Consider the following 24,899-nt stretch of genomic DNA (forward strand, 5'->3'; position numbering starts at 1 on the left):
CATTTTCTCCGGTAAATTTTAAGGGGTAATCCAGGTGCCGTTCTGATGGGCCAGCGCCGCTTTGATAGCCTGTGGGCTGGTGATCAGGCCGCTGGCCTGTTTGCCCTGCTGCTGGCTGGCGGTCACGAAATCGAGAATTGCCTCGACCTTCGGCTGCATACTGCCCACGCCAAACTGGCCTGCCTGTAAAAGTGTTCGCGCTTCAGCGGTGTCGAGTGAATCCAGCCATTGCTGCTCTGGAGTGCCAAAATTGATCGCCACTTTCTCCACGCCGGTCGGGATGACCAGCAGATCGGCCCCCAGCTGGCTGGCGAGCAGGGCGGAGGCGAGATCTTTGTCGATGACCGCTTCCACGCCTGTCAGCTGCTGATGTTCATCGCGGATCACCGGGATCCCGCCGCCGCCGCAGGCGATGACGATGTAACCCTGGCGGACCAGCTGCGCGATGGTGTCGCGCTCGATGATCTCCAGCGGCGCCGGAGACGGCACCGTGCGCCGCCAGCCGCGTCCGGCGTCCTCCATCAGCGTCCAGCCCAGCTGCTGCTGTCGTTCCAGCGCTGTGGCTTCATCCAGAAAAGCGCCGATGGGTTTGCTCGGGTTGGAAAAGGCGTCATCGTGCTGGCTCACCAGGGTCTGGGTGACCAGCGTCACCACCGGTTTGTGAATGCCGCGGCGCGCCAGTTCGTTGTGCAGCGCTTTCTGGAACATGTAGCCGATTGCGCCCTGGGTATCGCCGACGGCGTAATCCAGTGGCACCGGCGAAACTTCACCGCTTGCCAGCTCGGAGCGGCGCAGGATAAAGCCCACCTGCGGGCCGTTACCGTGGGTGAGAACCAGATCCCAGCCTGCTTCTACCATGTCGGTGATGTGCGTGACGCTCTCCATCACCGCGGCATATTGATCGGGAATGCTGTTGCGGCGATCGTCCTGGATCAGCGCGTTGCCGCCGACGGCGACCACAGCCAGAGGCTTACTCATGCTTTATCTCCGTTCTGAACTTCTTTCGCCAGGACCCTAATCGCCTCGACGAAGCAGGTCATCGGCGCGGTGGTGATGCCAGCCCCTATCTGGCCGACGCCCGCCTGTTTATGGGCGATCCCGGTGTTGATCACCGGCAGAATGCCGCGGTCGGCCACTTTGCGGGCATCAATCCCGGCGGCGGTGGGCGCGAAATTCAGTGCGGGCAGGGTAAAGGCCGGATTCCCGCCCAGGGTGATAGCCTGCATGCGGCGGCTGTTATTGGTGGCGTCAGCCGGTGTACCGCCGACGAATTTCACAATCGCCGGAGAGGAGGCCATCGCAAACCCGCCGACGCCTGCGGTTTCAGTGATCGCGCTGTCGCCCAGATCGGCGGCGGCGTCATTCACGCCGTAGCCTGGGAAGAACAACCCTTCGACGGCGTTAGCCGGGGCCTGGAACCACTGGTCACCCGTGCCCGACAGACGGATCCCGAAGTTCACGCCGTTGCGTGCCATCACCGTCACCATCGAGCTGAACGGTACGTTGGCGGCGGCATCCATCATCGCTTTACAGGCGGCCATCGACAGGTTGAGGAAGAAGTGGTCGTTGCCGGTGATAAAGGCGACCACGCGTTGCACATTGTCGAGGGGCAGATTGCAGCTCAGCAGGGCGGGCAGCAGACGTTTAATCAGCAGCCCGGTCGCCGCGGCGTTGCGGTTGTGAACCTCATCACCCATGTGCAGCGCCTGCGCCATCAGCGGTTTCAGCTCCAGCTCGCCCAGTTGGTGGACGGCGGCTTTTAGCGCCGGGGCCAGCTCGTCGCGCATCCAGCTCAGGCGATTGAGCACTTCGTCGTTATTGGCCCCGAAGCGCAGCACCTTGCCCAGCCCTTCGTTGAAATTACTGAAAGCCCGCTGGCCGTTGGTTTTGTTCTCAATCACCCACAGCGGCATCGACGGGCTGATGATCCCCGCCATCGGGCCGACGGCGTGGTAGTGGTGGCAGGGTTCCAGGCTGATATCGCCCGCCAGAATCAGACACTCGGCCTGCTCGTGGCTGGTGGCCCAGCCTTCAAACAGCATCGCGCCGACAATTGCCCCTTTCACCGGGCCGCACATGTTCTCCCAACTAATCGGCGGACCAGAGTGCAGAATCAGCTTCCGCTCGGCCATGGCGGGGATTGCTTCGTGGGCGAACATCACGTCGACAAGAGCCGGTTGAGCGTTGAGATAACGTTCCATGGCGATCTGATTCGCCTGCTCAACCCGCGGATGGCACAGCAACGCGGCGAGATCTAACCCTGCGGCGACATCGCCCTGAGCGGGCGGCTGCCAGCTGAGCGCCGTCACGTCACCACCCACTTTTTGAATATTACTGGCGAAGCTCTGAAGCCCGGCGTTGACCACTTTCAGCGGTTGGGTAAATAGGGTGTTCATTCGCTGATTTCCTTCTTTTGCATCTGAATCTGCGCCACCTGGCTTGCCCAAAAGGCGGCCTGAGCATTGCTGCTGGCGATGATCACGCCCGCCTCGCGCAGAGCGCTGATTTGACGGCTACGTTGTTGAGGGTCACTTTCTGTGCCGCAGACGTGGGCAATCAGAACGGGCGCATGTTGTTTATCGATATGAGCCAGTTGCTCAAGGAGTTCGGTAGCCGGAGCCTCCGATGCGCCGTAGCCCAGCACCAAATCGAACAACACCACGGCGGTGTGCGGATCCTTAATCTCGGCGATCAGACGTTGGTTGCGCAGGGTAGGGTCGATCATCGGGTGCGGCTTACCGCGCGTGAAATCATCGTCGCCCATGTCGATCAGCGTATGGCCGCTGCTCTGCCAGATATCTGCCAGTTTGTGATTGCCTGACACCGGCGTGTTTGACGAGGCGGTAAAGCCGTTTTGCTGGCAGATCAGCTGGGCTTCATAGCAGAACGTCCCGCCTGCAAAAACGCCGCGAATAAGCTGGTGGCTGGCGGACAGGTGCAGGCTGAACTGTTGCAGCATGGCGAGTTCCGCCTGCGAGGATTCGAGATGCGTCTCTGGCAGCGGCTGGTTGTTGAGCAGTGCGACGGCGAGATCTGCGGTACCCGCCAGCGTGGTGGCGGCGGTGACGTTCGGGCGGTTCACCGTTTGTGGATCTGCGCCGAGGAAATTCACCACTACCGGTTTCCCGGCGGACTGCGCCAGCTCAAGAATGCGCTCGGCAACCGCCTGTGAAGGGGGCTTGGAGATCAGCACAATGACGCGGGTCGACTCGTCCTCAGCCAGCGCCTGCAGGCCGAACAGCATAGAAATTCCGCCGATGTGCTCGCTCAGATCGTGCCCGCCGGTGCCCAGCGCCTGGGAAATCCCTGCCCCGAGCTGATCGATACGGCAGGTCACTTCCTGCAAACCCGTACCCGACGCGGCAACCACGCCAATTTCGCCGCGTTTCACGACGTTGGCGAAGCCTAAAGGGATCCCGTTGATAATCGCCGTTCCGCAGTCTGGCCCCATCACGATGCGGTTGCGTTCCCGGGCGAGGATTTTGATCGCTTTTTCCTGCTCAACGCTGACGTTATCGCTGAACATCATCACGTTCATGCCGAGGTTCAGCGCTTTAATGGCTTCGGCTGCGGCGTAGTCGCCAGGGACGGAGATCAGCGCCAGATTCGCGTCCGGCACTTGCTCCAGCGCCATCTCCATGCTCACCACATCCGGGGCTTTGGTATCGGCCTGACCTTCGTCCGGCTTGCTGTTCAGTCGTTCTTCTGCGAGCGTGAGCGCCTCTGTGCAGGCGGCTTCCTCGCCCATCACCGCGATAATCAGGTCGTTAGGACCGGCGGGCAGATCGTCGCCCATTCCGGCATCGCGGATCTGGTCGAGGTTGGTGGGGGTTCCCATCACCACTGACGCGTTTTGGATCCCCGGCAATTTACTGATGCGCGCGGAGATCTGCATCAGTGAGACGGAGTCTTGATAGAGGTTTTTAAAAATCTTGTGCTTAACATTCATAGCGTTATGCCTGGTGGTTGCGGCCCGATGGCCGTATGACGGCAGCAGAAACCCGCATAGCGGGTTATCGGGCGCTACGGAAAATTAACGGTGGTGCGAAAGTGTTGAGCGGTAAGTTAGCCTTTCAGCCCTTCGATGATGGCGCTGGCATCGCTGACCCAGCCGAAAATCGCCCCCTGGGCTTTGATCATCTCCAGCGCGTATTTCTGGAATTCAGGGAAGTAGGAGCCGACGCAATCTTCGGGAATGATGCACTCGTAGCCGCGGTCGTTGGCTTCACGCACGGTTGTGGTGACGCACACTTCGGTGGTGACGCCGCAGACGATCAGGGTTTTGATACCGTGGTTTTGCAAAATCAGATGCAGGTCGGTCTGATAGAACGCGCCTTTGCCGGGCTTGTCGATGACCGGTTCACCGGCAACGGGGTAAAGCTCAGGGATAATATCGTGTCCCGCTTCGCCGCGAACCAGAATGCGGCCCATCGGACCGGGTTCGCCAATAAAGGTTTTACCGCCGCGCGTCAGTTTCGCCGCCGGACAATCGCTCAGATCGGCGCGATGGCCTTCACGGGTATGGATCACCAGCACGCCCCGGTCGCGGGCTGCCGCTAGCAATTTTTTGCAGGGTCCAATCGCCGTTCGAACCAGCGAAACATCGTTGCCCAGCGCTTCGCCAAAACCACCGGCTTCGACAAAGTCGCGCTGCATATCAATCATCACCAGCGCCGTAGTTTGCGGATCAAAAGGCAGCGCAAAAGGTTGGGCATGAAACTCGTGTTGCGTCATGGTAAATCTCCTGTTCGCAGAATGACGATTCATTTGGTCTGGTACTGAGTATCCAGGAGAAAAGTAGGGTTAAACAGGAAAATAGTTTTACGCACAGCAACGAATTTTTTGTATCAGACGAGTGCAGCGCAGGGGGAGTGTGAGGGGAGTCATAACATTGGAGCCAGCAACAAAAAAGTTGATGCGTGAGGTGGTTTCCATGAAAAAAATTGTCGCAAGTCTGTGATCAGATACACTTAATTTGGCCCCGGTGTGTACCAGGGCCAGATAATCACTTTTTGACGCCATACTGCCTGAACCACGCCAGCATTCTCTGCCAGCCGTCTTTGGCGGACTCTTCGTGATAGCTCGGGCGATAGTCGGCGTTAAAGGCGTGGCCCGCGTCGGGATAGACCACGATCTCGGCTTTCGCATTGGCGGCGCGGAGTGCCTGGCGCATGGTGTCCACGCTCTCCAGGGTGATCCCGGTATCCTGCCCGCCGTACAGCCCCAGCACCGGCGCGTTGAGATCGGTGGCGATATCCACCGGATGCTTCGGCGAATTCAGCGTTTTCTCACCGACCAGTTTGCCATACCAGGCCACGGCAGCCTTCAGCTGCGGATTGTGGGCGGCATACAGCCAGCTGATGCGCCCGCCCCAGCAAAAACCGGTGACCAGCAGACGATGCGGATCGCCGCCGTTGCGCGCGGCCCAACTGGCGACGTGGTCCAGATCGGCCAGCACCTGTGCATCCGGCACTTTGCTGACCAGATTACTGAAAAGGGTCGGGATATCGCTGTAGTCGTTGGGGTCGCCCTGGCGGAAATAGAGCTCTGGTGCGACGGCCAGATAACCTTCCAGCGCCAGACGGCGGCAAATATCGCGAATGTGTTCGTGAACGCCAAAAATCTCCTGCACCACAATCACGATTGGCAGCGGACCGTCCGCCTCTTTCGGGCGAGCGTGGTAGGCGGGCATGTTCTCACCCTGCGTGGGGATCGAGGTTTCGCCTGCGGAAATGGCTTCTTCTGAGGTGGAGACGATGGTCGCGGCGTGAGGGGCTGCAGCAGGTGCAAAATGGGTCTTTTGTGTCATGGTATTCTCCGTACCTGTTAGCGCAAAAGTAAATATAGACCTCAAGTTAACAACTCACAGTGCCCGAAACGGGCTATCTTTTGTGCAGCGCTGAACGATATAACTTGTTAATGTGATGTAAATCACTATTTTATGGAAATTAACTGCAACCATTTTCATTCATGGTGAGGTGTGTCACGAAATTAAGCCTGGTGCTTCTGTAAAGTACCGTTTTACTTCTTCTGACACACCGACCCACAGAGGAGTCACCTATGTCTAAGTCTGATGTTTTTCATCTCGGCCTCACTAAAAACGATCTACAAGGGGCTACGCTGGCTATCGTCCCGGGCGATCCTGAGCGTGTGGAAAAGATCGCCGCGCTGATGGATAAGCCGGTCAAGCTGGCAGCGCATCGTGAATTCACCACCTGGCGTGCAGAGCTGGACGGCAAAGCGGTTATCGTGTGCTCGACCGGTATCGGCGGCCCGTCTACCTCTATTGCTGTGGAAGAGCTGGCGCAGCTGGGCATTCGTACTTTCCTGCGTATCGGTACGACCGGTGCGATTCAGCCGCACATCAACGTCGGTGACGTTCTGGTGACCACCGCGTCTGTGCGTCTGGATGGGGCAAGCCTGCACTTCGCGCCAATGGAATTCCCGGCGGTTGCGGACTTCGAATGTACGACAGCGCTGGTTGAAGCGGCTAAATCTATCGGTGCAACCACCCACATCGGCGTGACCGCCTCTTCTGACACCTTCTACCCTGGCCAGGAGCGCTACGACACCTTCTCTGGTCGTGTAGTCAGCCGTTTCAAAGGCTCCATGGAAGAGTGGCAGTCAATGGGCGTCATGAACTATGAGATGGAATCGGCAACGCTGCTGACCATGTGCGCAAGCCAGGGTCTGCGTGCGGGCATGGTGGCGGGCGTGATCGTCAACCGTACTCAGCAAGAGATCCCGAACGCTGAAACCATGAAGCAGACCGAAAGCCACGCGGTGAAAATCGTGGTTGAAGCGGCTCGCCGCCTGATCTAATCACACTGCATTCTGTATAAGGCCGACGCGTTCGGCCTTTTCTTTTTGCGTAGCGCCTCGCAGGAAAACCCTTTTAAACTGGACGTTTATACAGCACAATTCTATTTTGTGCGGTAACGGTTTGATGCAGGAGGCGGTGTGGATATCTCAATCATCATTTATGCGGCGATAGCGTTGGCGGGGCTGGCCATTGGCTGGCTGATTTCAGGCTACCAACATGCGCAGCATAAAGCGGAACAGCTGATTGACCGCGAAGAGATGGTCGCGGAGCTGAGCGCGACGAAACAGCAGCTGGCCCAGAGCGCCCACTGGCGCGATGAGTGTGAGCTGCTCAACAACGAACTGCGCAACCTGCGCGACATCAACACCTCCCTCGAAGCGGATCTCCGCGAAGTCACCACCCGTCTGGAATCTACCCAACTGCATGCGGAAGACAAAATCCGCCAGATGATCAACAGCGAACAGCGCCTCAGCGAGCAGTTCGAAAACCTCGCCAACCGCATATTCGAGCAGAGCAACCGCCGCGTCGACGAACAAAACCGCCAGAGTCTGAACGGCCTGCTGACCCCCCTGCGCGAACAGCTCGACGGTTTTCGCAAACAGGTGCAGGACAGCTTTGGTATGGAAGCGCGCGAGCGCCACACGCTGGCCCACGAAATCCGTAATCTCCAGCAGCTGAATGCGCAAATGGCGCAGGAGGCGGTTAACCTGACGCGGGCGCTGAAGGGTGACAACAAAACTCAGGGCAACTGGGGAGAAGTGGTGTTGACCCGCGTGCTGGAAGCGTCCGGCCTGCGTGAAGGCTATGAATATCAAACCCAGGTCAGCATCGAAACCGATACCCGTTCGCGCATGCAGCCCGATGTGATCGTGCGGCTGCCGCAGGGCAAAGACGTGGTGATTGACGCCAAAATGACGCTGGTCGCCTACGAGCGTTACTTCAATGCCGAAGACGATTTCACCCGTGAATCCGCGCTGCAGGAGCACATCGCCTCGGTGCGAAACCACATCCGCATGCTGGGCCGCAAGGATTACCAGCAACTGCCCGGTCTGCGTTCGCTGGACTATGTGCTGATGTTTATCCCCGTCGAACCGGCGTTCCTGCTGGCCCTCGACAGGCAGCCGGAGCTGATTACCGAGGCGCTGAAAAACAACATTATGCTGGTTAGCCCGACCACGCTACTGGTGGCGCTGCGTACTATTGCCAACCTGTGGCGTTACGAACATCAGAGCCGCAACGCGCAGCAGATCGCTGACCGCGCCAGCAAGCTGTACGACAAAATGCGCCTGTTTGTCGACGATATGTCCTCTGTAGGGCAAAGCCTGGATCGCGCGCAGGATAACTATCGCCAGGCAATGAAAAAACTCGCTTCCGGGCGCGGTAATTTGCTTTCGCAGGCCGAGGCCTTCCGCACGCTGGGCGTGGAGGTGAAGCGCGAGATTAATCCGGAACTGGCGGAACAGGCCACGGCGCAGGATGAAGAATACCGTCTGCGCGAAGGCGTCGATGAACAAAATATGGACTGTGATGACAATGATTTAGCCGCGCAAGCGGCGCCCGAAACGGCGTCAGAACGATTCTTTCAGGGTGGTTGAATCGTAGGGCAATCGCGTCCAATCTGATACACTTCACGAACATTTGACTGATTAGCAGGCACTGAGATGGTTGAAGATTCACAAGAAACAACGCACTTTGGCTTCCAGACTGTCGCCAAAGAGCAGAAAGCTGACATGGTGGCCCACGTATTCCATTCCGTGGCGTCGAAGTACGATGTCATGAATGACCTGATGTCATTCGGCATTCATCGCTTGTGGAAGCGTTTCACTATCGACTGTAGCGGTGTTCGCCGTGGTCAAACCGTTCTGGATCTTGCGGGGGGTACCGGCGATCTGACGGCTAAATTCTCCCGTATGGTCGGTGAAACCGGCCGCGTGGTGCTGGCGGATATCAACGACTCCATGCTGAAAATGGGGCGTGAAAAACTGCGCAACATCGGCGTAGTGGGTAACGTGGAATACGTTCAGGCTAACGCCGAAGCCCTGCCGTTCCCGGATAACACCTTTGACTGCATCACCATCTCTTTCGGTCTGCGTAACGTGACCGAAAAAGAGAAAGCCCTGCGTTCCATGTACCGTGTGCTGAAACCGGGTGGACGTCTGCTGGTGCTGGAGTTCTCCAAACCGATTATCGAACCGCTGAGCAAAGCCTACGACGCCTACTCGTTCCATATTCTGCCGCGCATTGGCGAAATGGTGGCCAATGACGCAGAAAGCTATCGCTATCTGGCGGAATCTATCCGTATGCACCCGGATCAGGACACCCTGAAAGCCATGATGCAGGACGCCGAGTTTGAAAACGTGGAGTACTTCAACCTGACGGCGGGTGTTGTCGCGCTGCATCGCGGCTACAAGTTCTGAGTGGAGGCAAATTATGCCTTTTAAACCGTTAGTCACCGCGGGCATCGAGAATGTCCTGAATAGTTTCCTGTACCGCTCGCCTGCGCTGAAAACGGCGCGTCAGCGGCTGAACGGCAAGGTGCTGCGTGTCGTCTTAAAAGAGTTCTCCACGCCGCTGGTGCTGGTGTTCAGCGAGCGCCAGCTCGACGTGGTGGGCGAATGGGAAGGCGAGGCGGATTGTTCCGTCATCACGCACATGAGCGTCCTGCCCAAACTGCGTGACCGCCAGCAGCTGACGGCGCTGATCCGCAGCGGTGAGCTGGAAGTCGAAGGCGATATTCAGGTGGTGCAAAACTTCGTCGCGCTGGCCGATCTGGCCGAGTTTGATCCGGCGGAGCTACTGGCTCCTTATACCGGTGACATCGTGGCCGAAGGCATTGGCAAGTTTCTGCGCGGCGGCTCGTCATTCTTGCGTAAGGGCGTACAGCGCCAGCAACGCTACGTTGCCGAAGTACTGACCGAAGAGTGGCGCATGGCGCCCGGCCCGCTGGAGATGGCGTGGTTTGCGGAAGAGTCTGCTGCCGTTGAACGTGCGGTTGACGCGTTCACCAAACGCCTGGAAAAACTGGAGGGCAAATGACGCCTGGTGAAATTCGGCGCCTCTACTTTATCGTTCGCACCTTTTTGAGTTACGGGCTCGACGAGCTTATCCCCAAAATGCGTATCACGCTGCCGCTGCGAATCGGGCGGCGCATGCTGTTCTGGATGCCAAACCGTCACAAAGGCCAGCCTCTTGGCGAGCGGTTACGCCTGGCATTGCAGGAGCTCGGTCCGGTCTGGATAAAATTCGGGCAGATGCTCTCCACCCGCCGCGATCTCTTCCCGCCGCAGATTGCCGATCAGCTGGCGCTGTTACAGGACCGCGTGGCACCCTTCGACGGTGCGCGCGCCAAACAGCAGATTGAAGAGGCGATGGGCGGCATTCCGGTTGAAACCTGGTTTGATGATTTTGAAATCACGCCGCTGGCCTCAGCGTCCATTGCGCAGGTGCACACCGCGCGCCTGAAAGAGAACGGCAAAGAGATCGTCATCAAGGTGATCCGCCCGGACATTCTGCCGGTCATCAAAGCGGACATGAAACTGATTTACCGTCTGGCACGCTGGGTTCCGCGCCTGTTGCCGGATGGGCGCCGTCTGCGTCCGATGGAAGTGGTACGCGAATATGAAAAGACGCTGATCGATGAGCTGAACTTACTGCGTGAGTCGGCCAACGCCATCCAGCTGCGCCGCAACTTTGAAAACAGCCCGATGCTCTATGTGCCAGAAGTCTATTCCGACTACTGCAGTCAGAATATGATGGTGATGGAACGTATCTACGGCATTCCCGTGTCGGATGTGGTGGCGCTGGAAAAACAGGGCACCAACATGAAACTGCTGGCCGAACGCGGCGTGCAGGTGTTCTTCACCCAGGTGTTCCGCGACAGCTTTTTCCATGCGGACATGCACCCGGGCAACATCTTTGTTAGCTACGAACACCCGGAAGATCCGAAGTATATCGGCATCGACTGCGGGATTGTCGGCTCGCTGAATAAAGAAGATAAGCGCTACCTGGCGGAGAACTTCATCGCCTTCTTCAATCGCGATTACCGCAAGGTGGCCGAGCTGCACGTCGACTCCGGCTGGGTTCCGCCGGATACCAACGTCGAAGAGTTCGAGTTTGCGATCCGCACTGTTTGCGAGCCGATTTTCGAAAAGCCGCTGTCGGAAATCTCATTTGGTCACGTGCTGCTGAATCTCTTCAACACCGCGCGTCGCTTCAATATGGAAGTGCAGCCGCAGTTAGTTTTACTTCAGAAAACACTACTTTACGTTGAGGGCGTAGGCCGCCAGCTCTATCCTCAGTTAGACTTATGGAAGACGGCGAAACCTTTCCTTGAGTCGTGGATCAAAGATCAGGTCGGTATTCCTTCCCTGGTGCGGGCGTTCAAAGAGAAAGCGCCGTTCTGGATCGAAAAAATGCCAGAGATTCCTGAACTGGTTTACGACACTTTGCGTCAGAGCAAGAACCTTCAGCACAGCATGGATAAAATCGCCCGCGAGCTTCAGTCAAACCGCGTGCGTCAGGGACAATCCCGCTATCTCTTCGGGATAGGCGCAACCTTGCTGCTGAGCGGCACGCTGCTGCTGATCAATCGTCCGGACTGGGAGATGATGCCCGCCTGGGTGATGGCCGCAGGCCTTGTGGTCTGGCTGATCGGCTGGAGAAAAACGCGCTGAATTGCGTCGCTATCGCCAGGTTGCATACGTATAATGCAACCTGATTAATTAATCATCATCTATCGAGGATGTAGTATGGGTGGTATCAGTATCTGGCAATTGTTAATCATTGCCGTCATCGTCGTGCTGCTGTTCGGCACTAAAAAGCTCGGTTCTATCGGTTCCGACCTTGGCGCGTCCATCAAAGGCTTCAAAAAAGCCATCAGCGATGATGAAGACAAGCAGGAAAAATCCAGCCAGGATGCGGATTTCACGGCTAAATCCATCGCAGACAAACAGGACGAAGCCAAAAAGGAAGACGCTAAACGCCACGATAAAGAGCAGGTGTAAGTCGTGTTCGATATTGGTTTTGGTGAACTGCTGCTGGTGTTCGTGATTGGCCTGATTGTACTGGGCCCGCAACGTCTGCCGGTGGCAGTAAAAACTGTCGCAGGCTGGGTGCGCGCGCTGCGCTCGCTGGCAACGACGGTGCAAAATGAACTGGCGCAGGAACTCAAGCTCCAGGAGTTTCAGGACAGCCTGAAAAAGGTTGAGAAGGCGAGCATGGATAACCTGTCGCCTGAGCTGAAAGCCTCAATGGATGAACTGCGAGAAGCCGCAGAGTCCATGAAGCGCTCCTACAGCGTCAATGACCCTGAAAAAGCGAGCGACGAAGCGAACACCATTCGTAATCCGTTAGTGAAGGGTAACGAAGCGCAGCATGAAGGTGTGACGCCTGCCGATGCCGAGCATCAGGCCAGTGCGCCCGCGCAAGCTCCTGCGGCACAAGAGCCCGAGCCTGCTCCTGCACCAGAGCCTGTGGTGAAACCGAAGGCTGCAGAAGCTAAAGCCGCCGCGCCCGTTTCCGAATCCGCCCCCTCGTCGAGTGATAAAGCGTAAACATGGCAGTAGATGATACTCAACCACTTATTACGCACCTCATTGAGCTGCGTAAGCGTCTGTTAAACTGCATTATTGCCGTTTTCCTGATTTTCTTATGCCTGGTCTATTTCGCCAACGACATCTATCAGGTGGTCTCCGCGCCGCTGATTAAGCAGATGCCGCTCGGCGCGACCATGATTGCCACCGACGTGGCGTCGCCGTTCTTCACGCCAATCAAGCTGACCTTCTGGGTGTCGCTGATCGCCTCTGCGCCGGTGATTCTGTACCAGGTGTGGGCGTTTGTGGCCCCTGCGCTGTACAAGCATGAGCGCAAGCTGGTCATCCCGCTGCTGGTCTCCAGTTCGCTGCTGTTTTACATCGGTATGGCTTTCGCCTACTTCGTCGTCTTCCCGCTGGCCTTTGGCTTCCTGACGCACACTGCGCCGGAAGGGGTGCAGGTCTCGACGGATATCGCCAGCTATCTCAGCTTTGTGATGGCGCTGTTCATGGCGTTTGGCGTGGCCTTCGAAGTGCCGGTCGCGATTGTATTGCTTTGCTGGATGGGCGTGACGACGCCAGAAGATCTGCGTAAAAAGCGCCCGTACATGCTGGTCGGTGCGTTCGTGGTCGGGATGCTGCTGACGCCGCCGGACGTCTTCTCGCAAACCCTGCTGGCGATACCGATGTACTGCCTGTTTGAGGTCGGCGTGTTCTTCTCGCGCTTCTACGTGGGCAAACGTCGCTCGCGGGATGACGAAGAAGATGAGCCAGAGAATCCGACAGAAGAGTAAAACCAGCCGCCCGACAGGGCGGTTGTCATATGGGAGAGAGCATGTTTGATATTGGGTTGAATCTGACCAGTTCGCAGTTCGCGAAAGACCGTGATGAAGTCGTGGCGCGCGCGTTTGCCGCGGGCGTCAAAGGCTTGCTGCTGACGGGAACTAATCTGCAGGAGAGCGAGCGAGCGCTGCAGCTGGCGCAAGGCTTCGAACGCTGCTGGTCAACCGCAGGCGTGCATCCTCACGACAGCAGCCACTGGACTAATGAAAGCGCCGCGACGCTGTATGCGCTGGCGAAAACGCCAGAAGTGGTAGCCATCGGCGAATGTGGTCTCGACTTCAACCGCAATTTTTCGACTCCGGCCGAGCAGGAGCGAGCTTTCACCGCGCAGCTGGCGCTGGCGGCTGAACTTGGCATGCCGGTGTTTATGCACTGTCGCGATGCCCACGAGCGTTTTCTGGCGCTGCTGGAACCCTGGCTGGATAAACTCCCTGGCGCGGTACTGCACTGTTTTACCGGCTCCCGTCAGGAGGCTGTGGACTGTCTTAATCGCGGGTTGTATCTGGGCATTACCGGCTGGGTGTGCGACGAGCGTCGCGGGCTGGAACTGCGCGAGCTGTTGCCGGTCATTCCGGCCGATCGGCTGTTAGTCGAAACGGATGCGCCGTATCTTCTGCCGCGCGATATGCGCCCCAAACCTGCGTCGCGACGCAACGAACCGGCTTATCTCGGGCATATCCTGGAGCGGATTGCGCACTGGCGGGGCGAAGAGGTGCAATGGCTGGACGCGCAAACAGATGACAACGTACGCCGTCTGTTCGGCGTCGCGTTTTAAACTTTGCGGAACTCGGTGTTTTTGACGCTCTGACGCACCTGCTTGTTGAGGAAGTTCAGCAGCAGCATGGAACGCGCTTCGCCGTCTGGTTCCGCGAAGATCGCCTGAAACCCTTCAAACGCGCCCTCGGTGATCACCACGTTATCGCCCGGGTAGGGGGTTTCAGGATCGGTAATATCTTCCGGTTGCTGATAGACGGATAGCTGATGGATCACCTTCGAAGGCACGGTCGCCGGGTTTGAACCAAAACGCACGAAATGGCTCACGCCGCGCGTGGCGTTGATGGTGGTGGTGTGAATCACTTCCGGGTCGAACTCAACGAAAAGGTAGTTGGGGAACAGGGGTTCACTGACCATCGTCCGCTTGCCGCGCAGCATTTTTTCAAGCGTAATGACGGGCATCAGACAATTGACTGCCTGACGCTCCAGATGTTCTTGCGCGCGCTGAATCTGCCCACGCTTGCAATACAGTAAATACCAGGCTTGCATAATCACTCTTTCCCTTTGTTCGCGGCGCAAGCATATCAAAACCCCGGCGGGATCGCTAAGGTGATTATAATGGCCGAAAGGGGAAGTTGAGGCAGAACTTCACGCTTATTTAACAAAATTACAGCGTCATGATGACGAACGCCGTATAATGAAGCGCTTACCGAGAGGCCATGACTAACTGCATGAAATACCACGATCTACGCGACTTCCTGGCGCTGCTGGAAAAGCAGGGCGAACTTAAACGCATTACGCTCCCTGTTGATCCTTATCTGGAAATGACAGAAATCGCCGACCGCACCCTGCGTGCCGGTGGCCCCGCGCTGCTGTTTGAAAATCCAAAAGGCTATTCTATGCCGGTGCTCTGCAACCTCTTCGGCACGCCTAAGCGTGTGGCGATGGGAATGGGTCAGGAAGATGTCAGTGCTCTGCGCGAAGTCGGTAAACTGCTGGCGTTCCTGAAAGAGCCTGAGCCGCCAAAAGGCTTCCGCGATCTGTTCGACAAACTGCCGCAGTTTAAGCAGGTGTTGAACATGCCGACCAAACGCCTGCGCGGTGCGCCGTGCCAGCAGAAAATCCTCGAAGGTGACGCCGTCGATCTGACGCAAATCCCGATTATGCAGTGCTGGCCAGAAGACGCCGCGCCGCTGATTACCTGGGGTCTGACCGTCACCCGTGGCCCGCACAAAGAGCGCCAGAATCTCGGTATCTATCGCCAGCAGCTGATTGGCAAAAACAAACTGATCATGCGCTGGCTGTCGCATCGCGGCGGTGCGCTTGATTTCCAGGAGTGGTGCGCGGCGCATCCGGGCGAACGCTTCCCGGTTTCGGTGGCGCTCGGTGCCGATCCGGCGACCATTCTCGGCGCGGTGACGCCGGTTCCTGATACCCTTTCAGAATATGCTTTCGCGGGCCTGCTGCGCGGCACCAAAACCGAAGTGGTGAAGTGTGTTTCCAACGATCTCGAAGTGCCAGCCAGCGCGGAGATCGTGCTTGAAGGTTACATCGAACAGGGCGAGCTGGCACCGGAAGGGCCGTATGGCGACCACACGGGATACTACAATGAAGTGGATAGTTTCCCGGTGTTTACCGTGACGCACATTACTCAGCGCGAAGATGCGATTTATCACTCGACTTATACCGGCCGTCCGCCGGATGAGCCTGCGGTATTAGGCGTCGCGCTGAACGAAGTGTTCGTTCCGATTCTGCAGAAGCAGTTCCCGGAAATTGTCGATTTCTACCTGCCGCCGGAAGGGTGCTCCTATCGCCTGGCGGTGGTGACGATCAAGAAACAGTACGCAGGTCACGCCAAGCGCGTGATGATGGGCGTGTGGTCATTCCTGCGCCAGTTTATGTATACCAAATTTGTTATTGTCTGCGATGACGACGTCAATGCTCGCGACTGGAATGACGTTATCTGGGCCATCACTACGCGGATGGACCCGGCGCGCGACACGGTGTTAGTGGAAAACACACCGATTGATTATCTGGATTTTGCCTCGCCGGTTTCTGGGCTTGGTTCAAAAATGGGACTGGATGCCACCAATAAATGGCCCGGCGAAACCGAGCGTGAATGGGGTCGCCCGATTAAAAAAGATCCTGAAGTGACCGCGCGAATTGACGCGATATGGGACGAGTTGGCCATATTGAATGACGGTAAGCCAGAGACTGACCGTTAAGCCCTATAGACTTCCCGACAGAGAGAGCGAATGACAACCTTAAGCTGTAAAGTGACCTCGGTAGATGCTATCACCGACACCGTATATCGCGTCCGTTTGGTTCCGGAGGCGGCGTTTTCATTCCGCGCGGGCCAGTATTTGATGGTAGTGATGGACGAGCGTGATAAGCGCCCTTTCTCTATGGCGTCTACGCCAGCAGAGCAGGAATTTATTGAGCTGCATATCGGTGCGTCAGAGCTTAATTTGTATGCCATGGCGGTGATGGACCGCATTCTGAAAGAGCGTGAAATCGACGTGGATATCCCGCACGGTGAAGCCTGGCTGCGCGAAGACGAAGACCGTCCGCTGATTCTGATTGCCGGTGGCACGGGCTTCTCCTACGTGCGCTCTATTCTGCTGACCGCGCTTTCACAAAACCCGAACCGCGATATCACCATCTACTGGGGCGGCCGTGAAGAGAAGCATCTCTACGACTTGTCCGAGCTGGAAGCGCTGAGCGTGACCCACCCGAATCTGCGCGTTGAGCCGGTGGTTGAGCAGCCGGAAGAGGGATGGCGTGGGCGTTCAGGTACGGTGCTGACGGCGGTGTTGCAGGATCACGGTACGCTGGCCGGGCACGATATCTATATTGCCGGTCGTTTTGAAATGGCGAAGATTGCCCGCGACCTGTTCTGCCATGAGCGCGATGCGCGTGAAGACCGCCTGTTCGGCGATGCGTTTGCGTTTATCTAAATAAAAAACCCGCCCCTGACAGGCGGGAAAAACGGCAACTAAATCACTCATTCTGTTGTAGGCCGGGCAAGCGCAGCGCCCCCGGCTTGTTGCCCGATGGCGCTTCGCTTATCGGTCCTGGGTTATCTTGCTCACACTCGCTCAAACACCGTCGCGATCCCCTGACCCAACCCGATGCACATCGTCGCCAGACCAAACTGGGCGTCTTTGCGTTCCATCAGGTTAATCAGGGTGGTGCTGATACGCGCTCCCGAACAACCCAGCGGGTGACCCAAGGCGATCGCGCCGCCGTTGAGGTTGATCTTCTCGTCGATCTGCTCCATCAGCCCCAAATCCTTAATGCACGGCAGGATCTGCGCGGCGAACGCTTCGTTCATCTCAAACAGGTCGATGTCGCTGGTCGTCAGACCGGCTTTTTTCAGCGCCAGTTTTGATGCCGGAACCGGGCCATAACCCATGATTGACGGATCGCATCCGACGACTGCCATCGAACGCACGCGAGCGCGCGGCTTCAGTCCTAACTCACGGGCGCGGCTTTCGCTCATCACCAGCATCGCCGCCGCACCGTCGGAAAGGGCAGACGAAGTACCTGCCGTCACCGTGCCGGTCACCGGGTCAAACGCCGGGCGTAGGGTGGACAGCGCTTCGACAGTGGTTTCCGGGCGAATCACTTCGTCGTAGAAGAACTGTTTCAGCACGCCGTCCGCGTCGTGGCCGCCGGTCGGGAGGATCTCATTTTTAAACGCACCGGATTGCGTCGCAGCCCAGGCGCGAGCGTGGGAACGCGCGGCGAAGGCGTCCTGCATTTCGCGGCTGATGCCGTGCATGCGGGAGAGCATTTCGGCGGTCAGCCCCATCATACCGGCGGCTTTCGCCACGTTACGGCTCATGCCGGGATGGAAGTCCACGCCGTGGCTCATCGGCACATGGCCCATGTGTTCCACGCCACCGACCATACAGACCTGCGCATCGCCGGTCATGATCATTCGGGCTGCATCGTGCAGCGCCTGCATCGACGAGCCGCACAGGCGGTTAACGGTAACTGCCGGAACGGAGTGTGGGATTTCAGCCAGCAGCGAGGCGTTACGGGCGATGTTAAAGCCCTGCTCCAGGGTTTGCTGCACGCAGCCCCAGTAAATATCGTCCAGCGCCGCCGCTTCCAACGCGGGGTTACGCGCCAGCAGGCTACGCATCAGGTGCGCGGAGAGATCTTCCGCGCGCACATTCCGGAATGCGCCGCCCTTTGAACGGCCCATCGGGGTGCGAATTGCATCGACAATGACAACCTGTTCCATTGTGACTCCTTAAGCCGTTTTCAGCTCGCCGACCGGACGGGCAGGCGCAACTGGGGGATAGTACGGTTCGTTATGACGCGCTTTAGCGCGCAGGCCTTCCGGCACTTCATACAACGCCCCGAGATGCTGGTATTGTTGCGCCATGTCGAGATATTTCGCGCTGCCGAGCGTATCCAGCCAGCGGAACGCGCCGCCGTGGAACGGAGGGAAGCCGAGGCCGTAGACCAGCGCCATATCCGCTTCGGCCGGGCTTGCGATGATGCCTTCTTCCAGACAACGCACCACTTCGTTGACCATCGGGATCATCATGCGGGCGATGATCTCTTCGTCGCTGAAGTCACGTTTGGCCTGGCTTACGCCTGCCAGCAGATCTTCAACGGCGGCATCGTCCTCTTTCTTCGGCTTGCCTTTGCTGTCTTCTTTATAGCGCCAGAAGCCCAGACCGTTTTTCTGTCCAAAGCGATTCGCCTCGAACAGCGCGTCGATGGCGTCACGATAATCTTTCTGCATACGCTGCGGGAAACCAGCGGCCATAACGGCCTGCGCGTGGTGCGCGGTGTCGATGCCGACCACGTCCAGCAGGTAAGCCGGGCCCATCGGCCAGCCGAACACTTTTTCCATCACTTTGTCGACTTTGCGGAAGTCCGCGCCGTCGCGCAACAGCTGGCTGAATCCGGCGAAGTATGGGAACAGCACGCGGTTGACGAAGAAGCCCGGGCAGTCGTTGACCACAATCGGGGTTTTGCCCATTTTGCTGGCCCACGCCACCACTTTAGCGATGGTTTGATCGGAGGTTTTTTCCCCACGAATCACTTCAACCAGCGGCATACGGTGCACCGGGTTAAAGAAGTGCATCCCGCAGAAGTTTTCCGGGCGCTGCAGCACGCTTGCCAGCTCGCCGATCGGAATGGTCGAGGTGTTGGACGCCAGAACCGTATCCGGGCGCACTTTCTCTTCCGTTTCGGCCAGCACCGCTTTTTTCACTTTCGGGTTTTCGACGACCGCTTCAACGACCACGTCCACGCGGTCGAAACCGCTGTAGTCCAGCGTCGGCTGAATAGTTGCAATCACGCCCGCCAGCTTCAGGCCATCAATCTTGCCGCGCTCGAGCTGTTTGTTGAGCAGCTTGGCCGCTTCGTTCATGCCGAGCGTCAGGGATTTCTCGTTGATATCTTTCATCACCACCGGCACGCCTTTCCAGGCCGACTGGTAGGCGATGCCGCCGCCCATAATGCCTGCGCCGAGAACCGCCGCGTGTTTTGGCGTTTCCACATTTTTGGTGAGCTGTTTGGCTTTCCCTTTCACGAACTGGTCGTTGAGGAAAATGCCGACCAGCGCGCGCGCTTCGCTGGTGTGAGCCAGCGGGACGAAGCTTTGGTTTTCTAATTTCAGGGCTTCTTCGCGACCAAAGCGTGCAGCGGCTTCGATGGTTTTCACCGCGGTGATCGGTGCCGGATAGTGTTTGCCTGCCGTCTGCATCACCATGCCTTTGGCGATGGTGAAGCTCATGGTGGCCTCAATTTTGCTGAGTTTCAGCGGGTCAAGCTTCGGCTGGCGTTTGGCTTTCCAGTCGAGATCGCCCTTAATTGCCTGACGTAAAATGGCGATGGCCCCGTCGCGCAGTTTTTCTGCCTTCACCACGCCGTCGATCAGGCCGATTTTCAGCGCCTGCTCTGCGCCCACATCTTTACCCGCAGCGATGATCTCCAGTGCGCTGTCCGCGCCCAGCATACGTGGCATACGCACGGAACCGCCAAAGCCCGGCATGATGCCGAGTTTGGTTTCCGGCAGACCGATACGCAGATCCGGCGTGGCGAGACGATAGTCGGTCGCCAGCACACACTCGCAGCCGCCGCCCAGCGCGTAGCCGTTCACGGCAGAGATGGTCGGGACAGGAAGATCTTCCAGGCGGTTAAAGACGCTGTTGGCAAAATGCAGCCACTGGCTGAGCTGTTCTTCCGGCACCTGGAACAGAGAGAGGAACTCGGTGATGTCAGCACCGACAATAAAGGCCGCTTTCTCGGAACGCAGCAGCAGCCCTTTCAAATCAGCTTGTTTTTCGAGGACATCCAGCGCGTGGCCGAGGCTGGCCACCGTTGCGGTGTCGAGTTTGTTGACTGAGCCGGGGGCATCGAACACCAGTTCGGCGATGCCATCTTCCAGCCAGTCTACGTACAGGGTGTCGCCTTTGTAGAGCATGTCAGTCTCCTGAATCCAGCAATTGGATCTGGTCATACCAGATGAAGTCGAGTGTGGAATTTATGTTAATAAAATGCAAATCACTCATTAAATAATTGCTGCATTGATCACGCTCGGTGGAAATCACGCAGTAAAAGCGAGGTGTGCTAAGATGCGAAGACTTGAGCTCAATAAAGAAAGGAAGAATGATGGACTCACTGGCCTCACTTTATAAAAATCATATTGTTACGTTACAGGAACGTACCCGCGATGTACTGGCGCGCTTCAAGCTCGATGCGCTGCTGATTCACTCCGGTGAGCTGGTCAACGTCTTCCTGGACGACCATCCGTACCCGTTCAAGGTCAATCCACAGTTTAAAGCCTGGGTGCCGGTGACACAGGTGCCGAACTGCTGGCTGCTGGTGGATGGCGTGAACAAGCCGAAACTGTGGTTCTATCTGCCGGTCGATTACTGGCACAACGTTGAACCGCTGCCGACCAGCTTCTGGACCGAAGAAGTGGAGGTGATTGCCCTGCCAAAAGCCGACGGAATCGGCAGCCAGCTGCCTGCTGCGCGCGGCAATATCGGCTATATCGGTCCGGTGCCGGAACGTGCCCTGGGTCTGGAGATTCCAGCGGATAACATCAACCCGAAAGGGGTGATCGATTATCTGCACTATTACCGCTCGTATAAGACTGACTATGAACTTTCCTGCATGCGTGAAGCGCAGAAAACGGCGGTGAACGGTCATCAGGCGGCTCATGAAGCCTTCCTGTCCGGGATGAGCGAATTCGATATCAATCAGGCGTATCTGACTGCCACAGGTCATCGTGATACCGACGTGCCTTACAGCAATATCGTGGCGTTGAACGAGCACGCATCCGTGCTGCACTACACCAAACTGGATCACCGCGCACCGGCTGAGATGCGCAGCTTCCTGCTGGATGCAGGCGCTGAGTACAACGGCTATGCGGCCGATCTGACCCGTACCTGGGCAGCGAACGCGGACACCGATTTCGCGCATCTGATCAAAGACGTGAATGACGAGCAACTGGCGCTTATCAGCACCCTGAAAGCGGGGACCAGCTACGTTGATTACCATATTCAGTTCCATCAGCGCATCGCCAAGCTGCTGCGTAAGCACCAGATTGTGACGGACATCAGCGAAGAGGCGATGGTGGAAAACGATCTCACCGGGCCATTTATGCCGCACGGGATTGGTCATCCGCTGGGGCTGCAGGTGCACGATGTGGCTGGGTTTATGCAAGATGATACCGGTACCCATCTGGCAGCGCCGTCGAAATATCCGTATCTGCGCTGCACCCGCGTGCTGCAGCCGCGCATGGTGCTGACCATCGAGCCGGGCATTTACTTCATCGATTCGCTGCTGCAGCCGTGGCGTGAAGGCCAGTTCAGCAAACACTTCAACTGGCAGAAAATTGAAGCGCTGAAACCGTTCGGGGGCATCCGTATCGAAGATAACGTGGTCATCCACGAAAACAGCATCGAGAACATGACGCGAGATCAGAAACTGGCGTGATGGATAGCTGGCTGATACCGGCTGAGCCGGTCATCTTCGTCGAAGAGATCAAAAAGAGCCGCTTTATCACGCTGTTGGCCCATACCAACGGCGTGGAGGCGGCGAAGGCTTTTGTCGAATCCGTTCGCGCGGAGCACCCCGATGCCCGTCACCACTGCGTGGCGTGGGTCGCCGGTCCGCCGAATGATTCTCAGCAGCTTGGCTTTTCTGATGATGGTGAACCCGCAGGCACGGCGGGGAAACCGATGCTTTCTCAGCTGATGGGAAGCGGCGTCGGGGAGATCACCGCGGTTGTGGTTCGCTACTACGGCGGCATCCTGTTAGGAACCGGTGGGCTGGTCAAAGCCTACGGCGGAGGTGTGCAGCAGGCGCTTAATCTGCTGAAGACAGTCCGCAAAACGCCACTGACCGAATATACTTTGTTGTGTGATTACGCTCAGTTATCTGGCATCGAAACGCTGCTTAAGCAATTTAACGGCGTGATTGTGCAGAGTGATTACCAGGCGACGGTCCAATTACGCGTGGCGCTTCCTCAGGCGGAACTGACGGCTTTTTCAGCAAAACTGGCTGATTTTAGTCGTGGTGCGTTGCAATTACTGCCGATTGAAGAATAATCCCCACCTTACTTTTTGAATACCAAAGGAACGGCAGAGATGCATTTTCGTGCCATAACCCGAATCGTTGGACTGCTGGTCATACTTTTTTCCGGGACGATGATCCTCCCAGGGCTGGTAGCGCTTATCTATCGGGACGGCGCGGGGCGCGCGTTCACGCAGACCTTCTTCGCCGCGCTGGTGATTGGCTCGATTCTCTGGTGGCCTAACCGCCGTGAGAAGGGGGAGCTTAAGTCCCGCGAGGGCTTTCTGATTGTGGTGCTGTTCTGGACCGTGTTGGGGAGCGTGGGTGCTCTGCCGTTTATCTTCGCGGAGCAGCCGAATCTGACCGTCACCGACGCCTTTTTTGAATCTTTCTCCGGGTTAACGACCACGGGCGCCACCACGCTGGTGGGGCTGGACTCGTTGCCGCACGCTATTCTCTTCTATCGCCAGATGCTGCAGTGGTTCGGCGGGATGGGGATCATCGTGCTGGCCGTGGCGATCCTGCCGATACTGGGCGTCGGGGGGATGCAGCTCTATCGCGCGGAAATGCCGGGGCCGCTGAAAGATAACAAGATGCGCCCGCGTATCGCAGAGACGGCAAAAACGCTCTGGTTTATCTACGTATTACTGACCGTCGCCTGCGCGCTGGCCCTGTGGTTTGCCGGGATGCCTGCGTTCGATGCGATTGGTCACAGCTTCTCGACGATTGCGATTGGTGGATTCTCGACTCACGACGCCAGCGTCGGCTACTTCGATAGCCCGACCATCAACACCATTATTGCTATCTTCCTGCTGATCTCGGGGTGTAACTACGGCCTGCACTTCTCTTTATTAAGCGGGCGCAGCCTGAGGGTCTACTGGCGTGACCCGGAATTCAGAATGTTTATTGGCGTCCAGCTGACGCTGGTGATCATCTGCACCCTGGTGCTGTGGTTCCACGATGTTTACAGCTCGGCGGTCACGACCGTTAACCAGGCCTTCTTCCAGGTGGTGTCGATGGCAACCACCGCGGGCTTTACCACCGACAGTATCGCCCGCTGGCCGCTGTTCCTGCCGGTCCTGCTTCTGTGTTCTGCTTTTATCGGGGGCTGTGCGGGGTCGACGGGCGGGGGATTGAAGGTCATCCGTATTCTGCTCCTGTTCAAACAGGGCAACCGTGAACTGAAACGTCTGGTGCACCCGAATGCGGTTTACAGCATAAAGCTTGGCAACCGCGCGCTGCCGGAACGTATCCTTGAAGCGGTGTGGGGCTTCTTTTCTGCCTATGCGTTGGTCTTTATCGTCAGCATGCTGGCGATTATCGCCACCGGCGTGGATGATTTCTCGGCGTTTGCTTCCGTGGTGGCGACGCTCAATAACCTGGGCCCAGGGCTCGGCGTGGTGGCGGATAACTTTGCCAGCATGAATCCGGTCGCGAAATGGATCCTGATTGCCAACATGCTGTTTGGTCGTCTTGAGGTGTTTACGCTGCTGGTACTGTTTACCCCAACATTCTGGCGCGAGTAAGGAATTATCTGGTGAAGACATTAATTTTATTCTCGACGCGTGACGGTCAGACGCGCGAGATTGCTTCTTATCTGGCGTCTGAGTTGAAAGAGCAGGGCATATACGCTGACGTGGTGAATCTCAATCGTACCGAAGAGATCCACTGGGCGGATTACGATCGCGTGGTGATTGGTGCCTCTATACGTTACGGCCATTTCCATCCGGCGCTGGATCGCTTTGTGAAAAAGCACCTCGACACCTTACAGAGTCTGCCGGGCGCGTTCTACTCCGTGAACCTCGTTGCACGTAAGCCAGAAAAGCGCACGCCGCAGACCAACAGCTATACGCGCAAGTTCCTGCTGAACTCGCCGTGGCAGCCAGAGCTCTGCGCCGTCTTTGCGGGGGCGCTGCGTTATCCACGTTATAGCTGGTATGACCGCTTTATGATCCGCTTGATTATGAAGATGACCGGCGGCGAAACCGATACGCGTAAAGAAGTGGTGTATACCGACTGGCCGCAGGTGGCCAGTTTCGCCCGGGAAATCGCGCAATTAACCGGCAATTCGCCTGTTTAATCAACGTCGAGTTTGAAAAATAAGCGAACGATAAGTTTTTTGAATTTTATGCTTGTCACTTCCGAAGAACTCCCTATAATGCGCCTCCACTGACACGGAACAACGGCTTACAGGCCGCCGGGTTAGCGGGGTTCAGCGATGAACACCGACAGAGAAAAGCGAAAATAAAGCTTGACTCTGAAGCGGGAAGGCGTAATATGCACACCCCGCGCCGTTGAGAAAAACGAAGCGGCACTGCTCTTTAACAATTTATCAGACAATCTGTGTGGGCACTCAAAGTGACATGGATTCTAACGTCGCAAGACGCTAAATGAATACCAAAGTCTCTGAGTGAACATACGTAATTCATTACGAAGTT

At 57.3% G+C, this 24,899-nt stretch carries 23 protein-coding genes; 15 read left to right on the forward strand and 8 right to left on the reverse strand.

What is annotated here, in order from left to right; translation table 11 throughout:
- Positions 1-18: 18 nt before the first annotated feature.
- The 5 genes from arcC to QQF33_RS10440 form a co-directional block, all read right to left on the reverse strand.
- Positions 19-978 (reverse strand): carbamate kinase, encoded by a 960-nt coding sequence (gene arcC, locus QQF33_RS10420; RefSeq protein WP_285148767.1) that lies wholly within the window; start codon positions 976-978, stop codon positions 19-21.
- Entirely contained in the window at positions 975-2,396 is a 1,422-nt protein-coding gene (locus tag QQF33_RS10425; protein WP_285148765.1) for a YlbE family protein, read from the reverse strand. The genes arcC and QQF33_RS10425 overlap by 4 nt, the downstream gene beginning before the upstream one ends.
- On the reverse strand, positions 2,393-3,949 hold the full coding sequence (fdrA, locus tag QQF33_RS10430; RefSeq protein WP_285148764.1) for an acyl-CoA synthetase FdrA: 1,557 nt from the start codon (positions 3,947-3,949) through the stop codon (positions 2,393-2,395). Before fdrA ends, QQF33_RS10425 begins: the two co-directional genes overlap by 4 nt.
- A 116-nt stretch (positions 3,950-4,065) precedes the next feature.
- Positions 4,066-4,734 (reverse strand): cysteine hydrolase family protein, encoded by a 669-nt coding sequence (locus QQF33_RS10435; protein WP_285148763.1) that lies wholly within the window; start codon positions 4,732-4,734, stop codon positions 4,066-4,068.
- Between the two features lie 271 nt (positions 4,735-5,005).
- Entirely contained in the window at positions 5,006-5,809 is an 804-nt protein-coding gene (locus QQF33_RS10440; RefSeq protein WP_285145507.1) for a dienelactone hydrolase family protein, read from the reverse strand.
- A gap of 251 nt (positions 5,810-6,060) precedes the next feature.
- Here QQF33_RS10440 and udp point away from each other — a divergent pair, with 251 nt between their 5' ends.
- From udp to tatD, 9 genes are all read left to right on the forward strand, one after another.
- Positions 6,061-6,822: a uridine phosphorylase gene (udp, locus tag QQF33_RS10445; protein WP_154128911.1), complete on the forward strand. Its 762-nt coding sequence runs from the start codon at positions 6,061-6,063 to the stop codon at positions 6,820-6,822.
- Positions 6,823-6,960: 138 nt separating this feature from the next.
- A complete protein-coding gene (gene rmuC / locus QQF33_RS10450; RefSeq protein ID WP_285145506.1) occupies positions 6,961-8,418 on the forward strand; it encodes a DNA recombination protein RmuC in 1,458 nt (485 codons plus the stop codon).
- Between the two features lie 66 nt (positions 8,419-8,484).
- Positions 8,485-9,240 (forward strand): bifunctional demethylmenaquinone methyltransferase/2-methoxy-6-polyprenyl-1,4-benzoquinol methylase UbiE, encoded by a 756-nt coding sequence (gene ubiE, locus QQF33_RS10455; protein ID WP_282493935.1) that lies wholly within the window; start codon positions 8,485-8,487, stop codon positions 9,238-9,240.
- A gap of 13 nt (positions 9,241-9,253) precedes the next feature.
- Positions 9,254-9,859, forward strand: a complete 606-nt coding sequence (ubiJ, locus tag QQF33_RS10460) for a ubiquinone biosynthesis protein UbiJ (RefSeq protein ID WP_282493936.1) — start codon at positions 9,254-9,256, stop codon at positions 9,857-9,859.
- Positions 9,856-11,496 (forward strand): ubiquinone biosynthesis regulatory protein kinase UbiB, encoded by a 1,641-nt coding sequence (gene ubiB / locus QQF33_RS10465; protein ID WP_282493937.1) that lies wholly within the window; start codon positions 9,856-9,858, stop codon positions 11,494-11,496. Before ubiJ ends, ubiB begins: the two co-directional genes overlap by 4 nt.
- Positions 11,497-11,571: 75 nt before the next feature.
- Positions 11,572-11,826, forward strand: a complete 255-nt coding sequence (gene tatA, locus QQF33_RS10470; RefSeq protein ID WP_282493938.1) for a Sec-independent protein translocase subunit TatA — start codon at positions 11,572-11,574, stop codon at positions 11,824-11,826.
- Between the two features lie 3 nt (positions 11,827-11,829).
- A complete protein-coding gene (gene tatB, locus QQF33_RS10475; protein ID WP_285145505.1) occupies positions 11,830-12,375 on the forward strand; it encodes a Sec-independent protein translocase protein TatB in 546 nt (181 codons plus the stop codon).
- A gap of 2 nt (positions 12,376-12,377) precedes the next feature.
- Complete coding sequence (gene tatC / locus QQF33_RS10480; RefSeq protein ID WP_100778465.1) at positions 12,378-13,148, forward strand: Sec-independent protein translocase subunit TatC; 771 nt, start codon at positions 12,378-12,380, stop codon at positions 13,146-13,148.
- Positions 13,149-13,189: 41 nt separating this feature from the next.
- On the forward strand, positions 13,190-13,972 hold the full coding sequence (tatD, locus tag QQF33_RS10485) for a 3'-5' ssDNA/RNA exonuclease TatD (RefSeq protein WP_285157762.1): 783 nt from the start codon (positions 13,190-13,192) through the stop codon (positions 13,970-13,972).
- Here the strand turns inward: tatD and rfaH are convergent.
- Entirely contained in the window at positions 13,969-14,460 is a 492-nt protein-coding gene (gene rfaH / locus QQF33_RS10490) for a transcription/translation regulatory transformer protein RfaH (protein ID WP_282493941.1), read from the reverse strand. The two genes, tatD and rfaH, sit on opposite strands and share 4 nt — an antisense overlap.
- Positions 14,461-14,630: 170 nt before the next feature.
- On the opposite strand from rfaH, the gene ubiD reads away from it, so the two are divergent.
- A complete protein-coding gene (ubiD, locus tag QQF33_RS10495; RefSeq protein ID WP_285157763.1) occupies positions 14,631-16,136 on the forward strand; it encodes a 4-hydroxy-3-polyprenylbenzoate decarboxylase in 1,506 nt (501 codons plus the stop codon).
- 30 nt (positions 16,137-16,166) lie between these two features.
- Positions 16,167-16,868 carry an NAD(P)H-flavin reductase gene (fre, locus tag QQF33_RS10500; protein ID WP_282493943.1) on the forward strand — a complete coding sequence of 234 codons (702 nt, stop codon included), beginning with the start codon at positions 16,167-16,169 and terminating at the stop codon, positions 16,866-16,868.
- 131 nt (positions 16,869-16,999) lie between these two features.
- Here the strand turns inward: fre and fadA are convergent, their stop codons facing one another.
- Positions 17,000-18,163, reverse strand: coding sequence for an acetyl-CoA C-acyltransferase FadA (fadA, locus tag QQF33_RS10505; protein ID WP_285157764.1), 1,164 nt, complete (start codon positions 18,161-18,163; stop codon positions 17,000-17,002).
- Between the two features lie 9 nt (positions 18,164-18,172).
- Positions 18,173-20,362: a fatty acid oxidation complex subunit alpha FadB gene (fadB, locus tag QQF33_RS10510; protein ID WP_285157765.1), complete on the reverse strand. Its 2,190-nt coding sequence runs from the start codon at positions 20,360-20,362 to the stop codon at positions 18,173-18,175.
- 188 nt (positions 20,363-20,550) lie between these two features.
- Here fadB and pepQ point away from each other — a divergent pair, with 188 nt between their 5' ends.
- Genes pepQ through hemG form a run of 4 tightly spaced genes read left to right on the forward strand, consistent with a single transcriptional unit; the run spans position 20,551 to position 24,541 of the window.
- Positions 20,551-21,882 carry a Xaa-Pro dipeptidase gene (gene pepQ, locus QQF33_RS10515; RefSeq protein WP_285148789.1) on the forward strand — a complete coding sequence of 444 codons (1,332 nt, stop codon included), beginning with the start codon at positions 20,551-20,553 and terminating at the stop codon, positions 21,880-21,882.
- The gene (locus tag QQF33_RS10520) at positions 21,882-22,496 is read left to right on the forward strand and encodes an IMPACT family protein (RefSeq protein WP_285157766.1); all 615 of its coding nucleotides are present in this window, start codon (positions 21,882-21,884) and stop codon (positions 22,494-22,496) included. Before pepQ ends, QQF33_RS10520 begins: the two co-directional genes overlap by 1 nt.
- Before the next feature lie 39 nt (positions 22,497-22,535).
- Complete coding sequence (gene trkH, locus QQF33_RS10525; protein ID WP_095283848.1) at positions 22,536-23,987, forward strand: Trk system potassium transporter TrkH; 1,452 nt, start codon at positions 22,536-22,538, stop codon at positions 23,985-23,987.
- An 11-nt stretch (positions 23,988-23,998) separates the two neighbouring features.
- A complete protein-coding gene (hemG, locus tag QQF33_RS10530) occupies positions 23,999-24,541 on the forward strand; it encodes a menaquinone-dependent protoporphyrinogen IX dehydrogenase (protein WP_285157767.1) in 543 nt (180 codons plus the stop codon).
- Positions 24,542-24,899: the final 358 nt, after the last annotated feature.

This window comes from Lelliottia wanjuensis, from assembly GCF_030238365.1.
Classification (GTDB): domain Bacteria; phylum Pseudomonadota; class Gammaproteobacteria; order Enterobacterales; family Enterobacteriaceae; genus Enterobacter; species Enterobacter wanjuensis.

What these genes read in the sequence shown, in the direction of transcription:
- arcC (WP_285148767.1), bottom strand. Translation starts at nt 978, where the DNA reads ATGAGTAAGCCTCTGGCTGTGGTCGCCGTCGGCGGCAACGCGCTGATC.
- QQF33_RS10425 (WP_285148765.1), bottom strand. Translation starts at nt 2,396, where the DNA reads ATGAACACCCTATTTACCCAACCGCTGAAAGTGGTCAACGCCGGGCTT.
- fdrA (WP_285148764.1), bottom strand. Translation starts at nt 3,949, where the DNA reads ATGAATGTTAAGCACAAGATTTTTAAAAACCTCTATCAAGACTCCGTC.
- QQF33_RS10435 (WP_285148763.1), bottom strand. Translation starts at nt 4,734, where the DNA reads ATGACGCAACACGAGTTTCATGCCCAACCTTTTGCGCTGCCTTTTGAT.
- QQF33_RS10440 (WP_285145507.1), bottom strand. Translation starts at nt 5,809, where the DNA reads ATGACACAAAAGACCCATTTTGCACCTGCTGCAGCCCCTCACGCCGCG.
- udp (WP_154128911.1), top strand. Translation starts at nt 6,061, where the DNA reads ATGTCTAAGTCTGATGTTTTTCATCTCGGCCTCACTAAAAACGATCTA.
- ubiE (WP_282493935.1), top strand. Translation starts at nt 8,485, where the DNA reads ATGGTTGAAGATTCACAAGAAACAACGCACTTTGGCTTCCAGACTGTC.
- ubiJ (WP_282493936.1), top strand. Translation starts at nt 9,254, where the DNA reads ATGCCTTTTAAACCGTTAGTCACCGCGGGCATCGAGAATGTCCTGAAT.
- ubiB (WP_282493937.1), top strand. Translation starts at nt 9,856, where the DNA reads ATGACGCCTGGTGAAATTCGGCGCCTCTACTTTATCGTTCGCACCTTT.
- tatA (WP_282493938.1), top strand. Translation starts at nt 11,572, where the DNA reads ATGGGTGGTATCAGTATCTGGCAATTGTTAATCATTGCCGTCATCGTC.
- tatC (WP_100778465.1), top strand. Translation starts at nt 12,378, where the DNA reads ATGGCAGTAGATGATACTCAACCACTTATTACGCACCTCATTGAGCTG.
- tatD (WP_285157762.1), top strand. Translation starts at nt 13,190, where the DNA reads ATGTTTGATATTGGGTTGAATCTGACCAGTTCGCAGTTCGCGAAAGAC.
- rfaH (WP_282493941.1), bottom strand. Translation starts at nt 14,460, where the DNA reads ATGCAAGCCTGGTATTTACTGTATTGCAAGCGTGGGCAGATTCAGCGC.
- ubiD (WP_285157763.1), top strand. Translation starts at nt 14,631, where the DNA reads ATGACTAACTGCATGAAATACCACGATCTACGCGACTTCCTGGCGCTG.
- fre (WP_282493943.1), top strand. Translation starts at nt 16,167, where the DNA reads ATGACAACCTTAAGCTGTAAAGTGACCTCGGTAGATGCTATCACCGAC.
- fadA (WP_285157764.1), bottom strand. Translation starts at nt 18,163, where the DNA reads ATGGAACAGGTTGTCATTGTCGATGCAATTCGCACCCCGATGGGCCGT.
- fadB (WP_285157765.1), bottom strand. Translation starts at nt 20,362, where the DNA reads ATGCTCTACAAAGGCGACACCCTGTACGTAGACTGGCTGGAAGATGGC.
- pepQ (WP_285148789.1), top strand. Translation starts at nt 20,551, where the DNA reads ATGGACTCACTGGCCTCACTTTATAAAAATCATATTGTTACGTTACAG.
- QQF33_RS10520 (WP_285157766.1), top strand. Translation starts at nt 21,882, where the DNA reads ATGGATAGCTGGCTGATACCGGCTGAGCCGGTCATCTTCGTCGAAGAG.
- trkH (WP_095283848.1), top strand. Translation starts at nt 22,536, where the DNA reads ATGCATTTTCGTGCCATAACCCGAATCGTTGGACTGCTGGTCATACTT.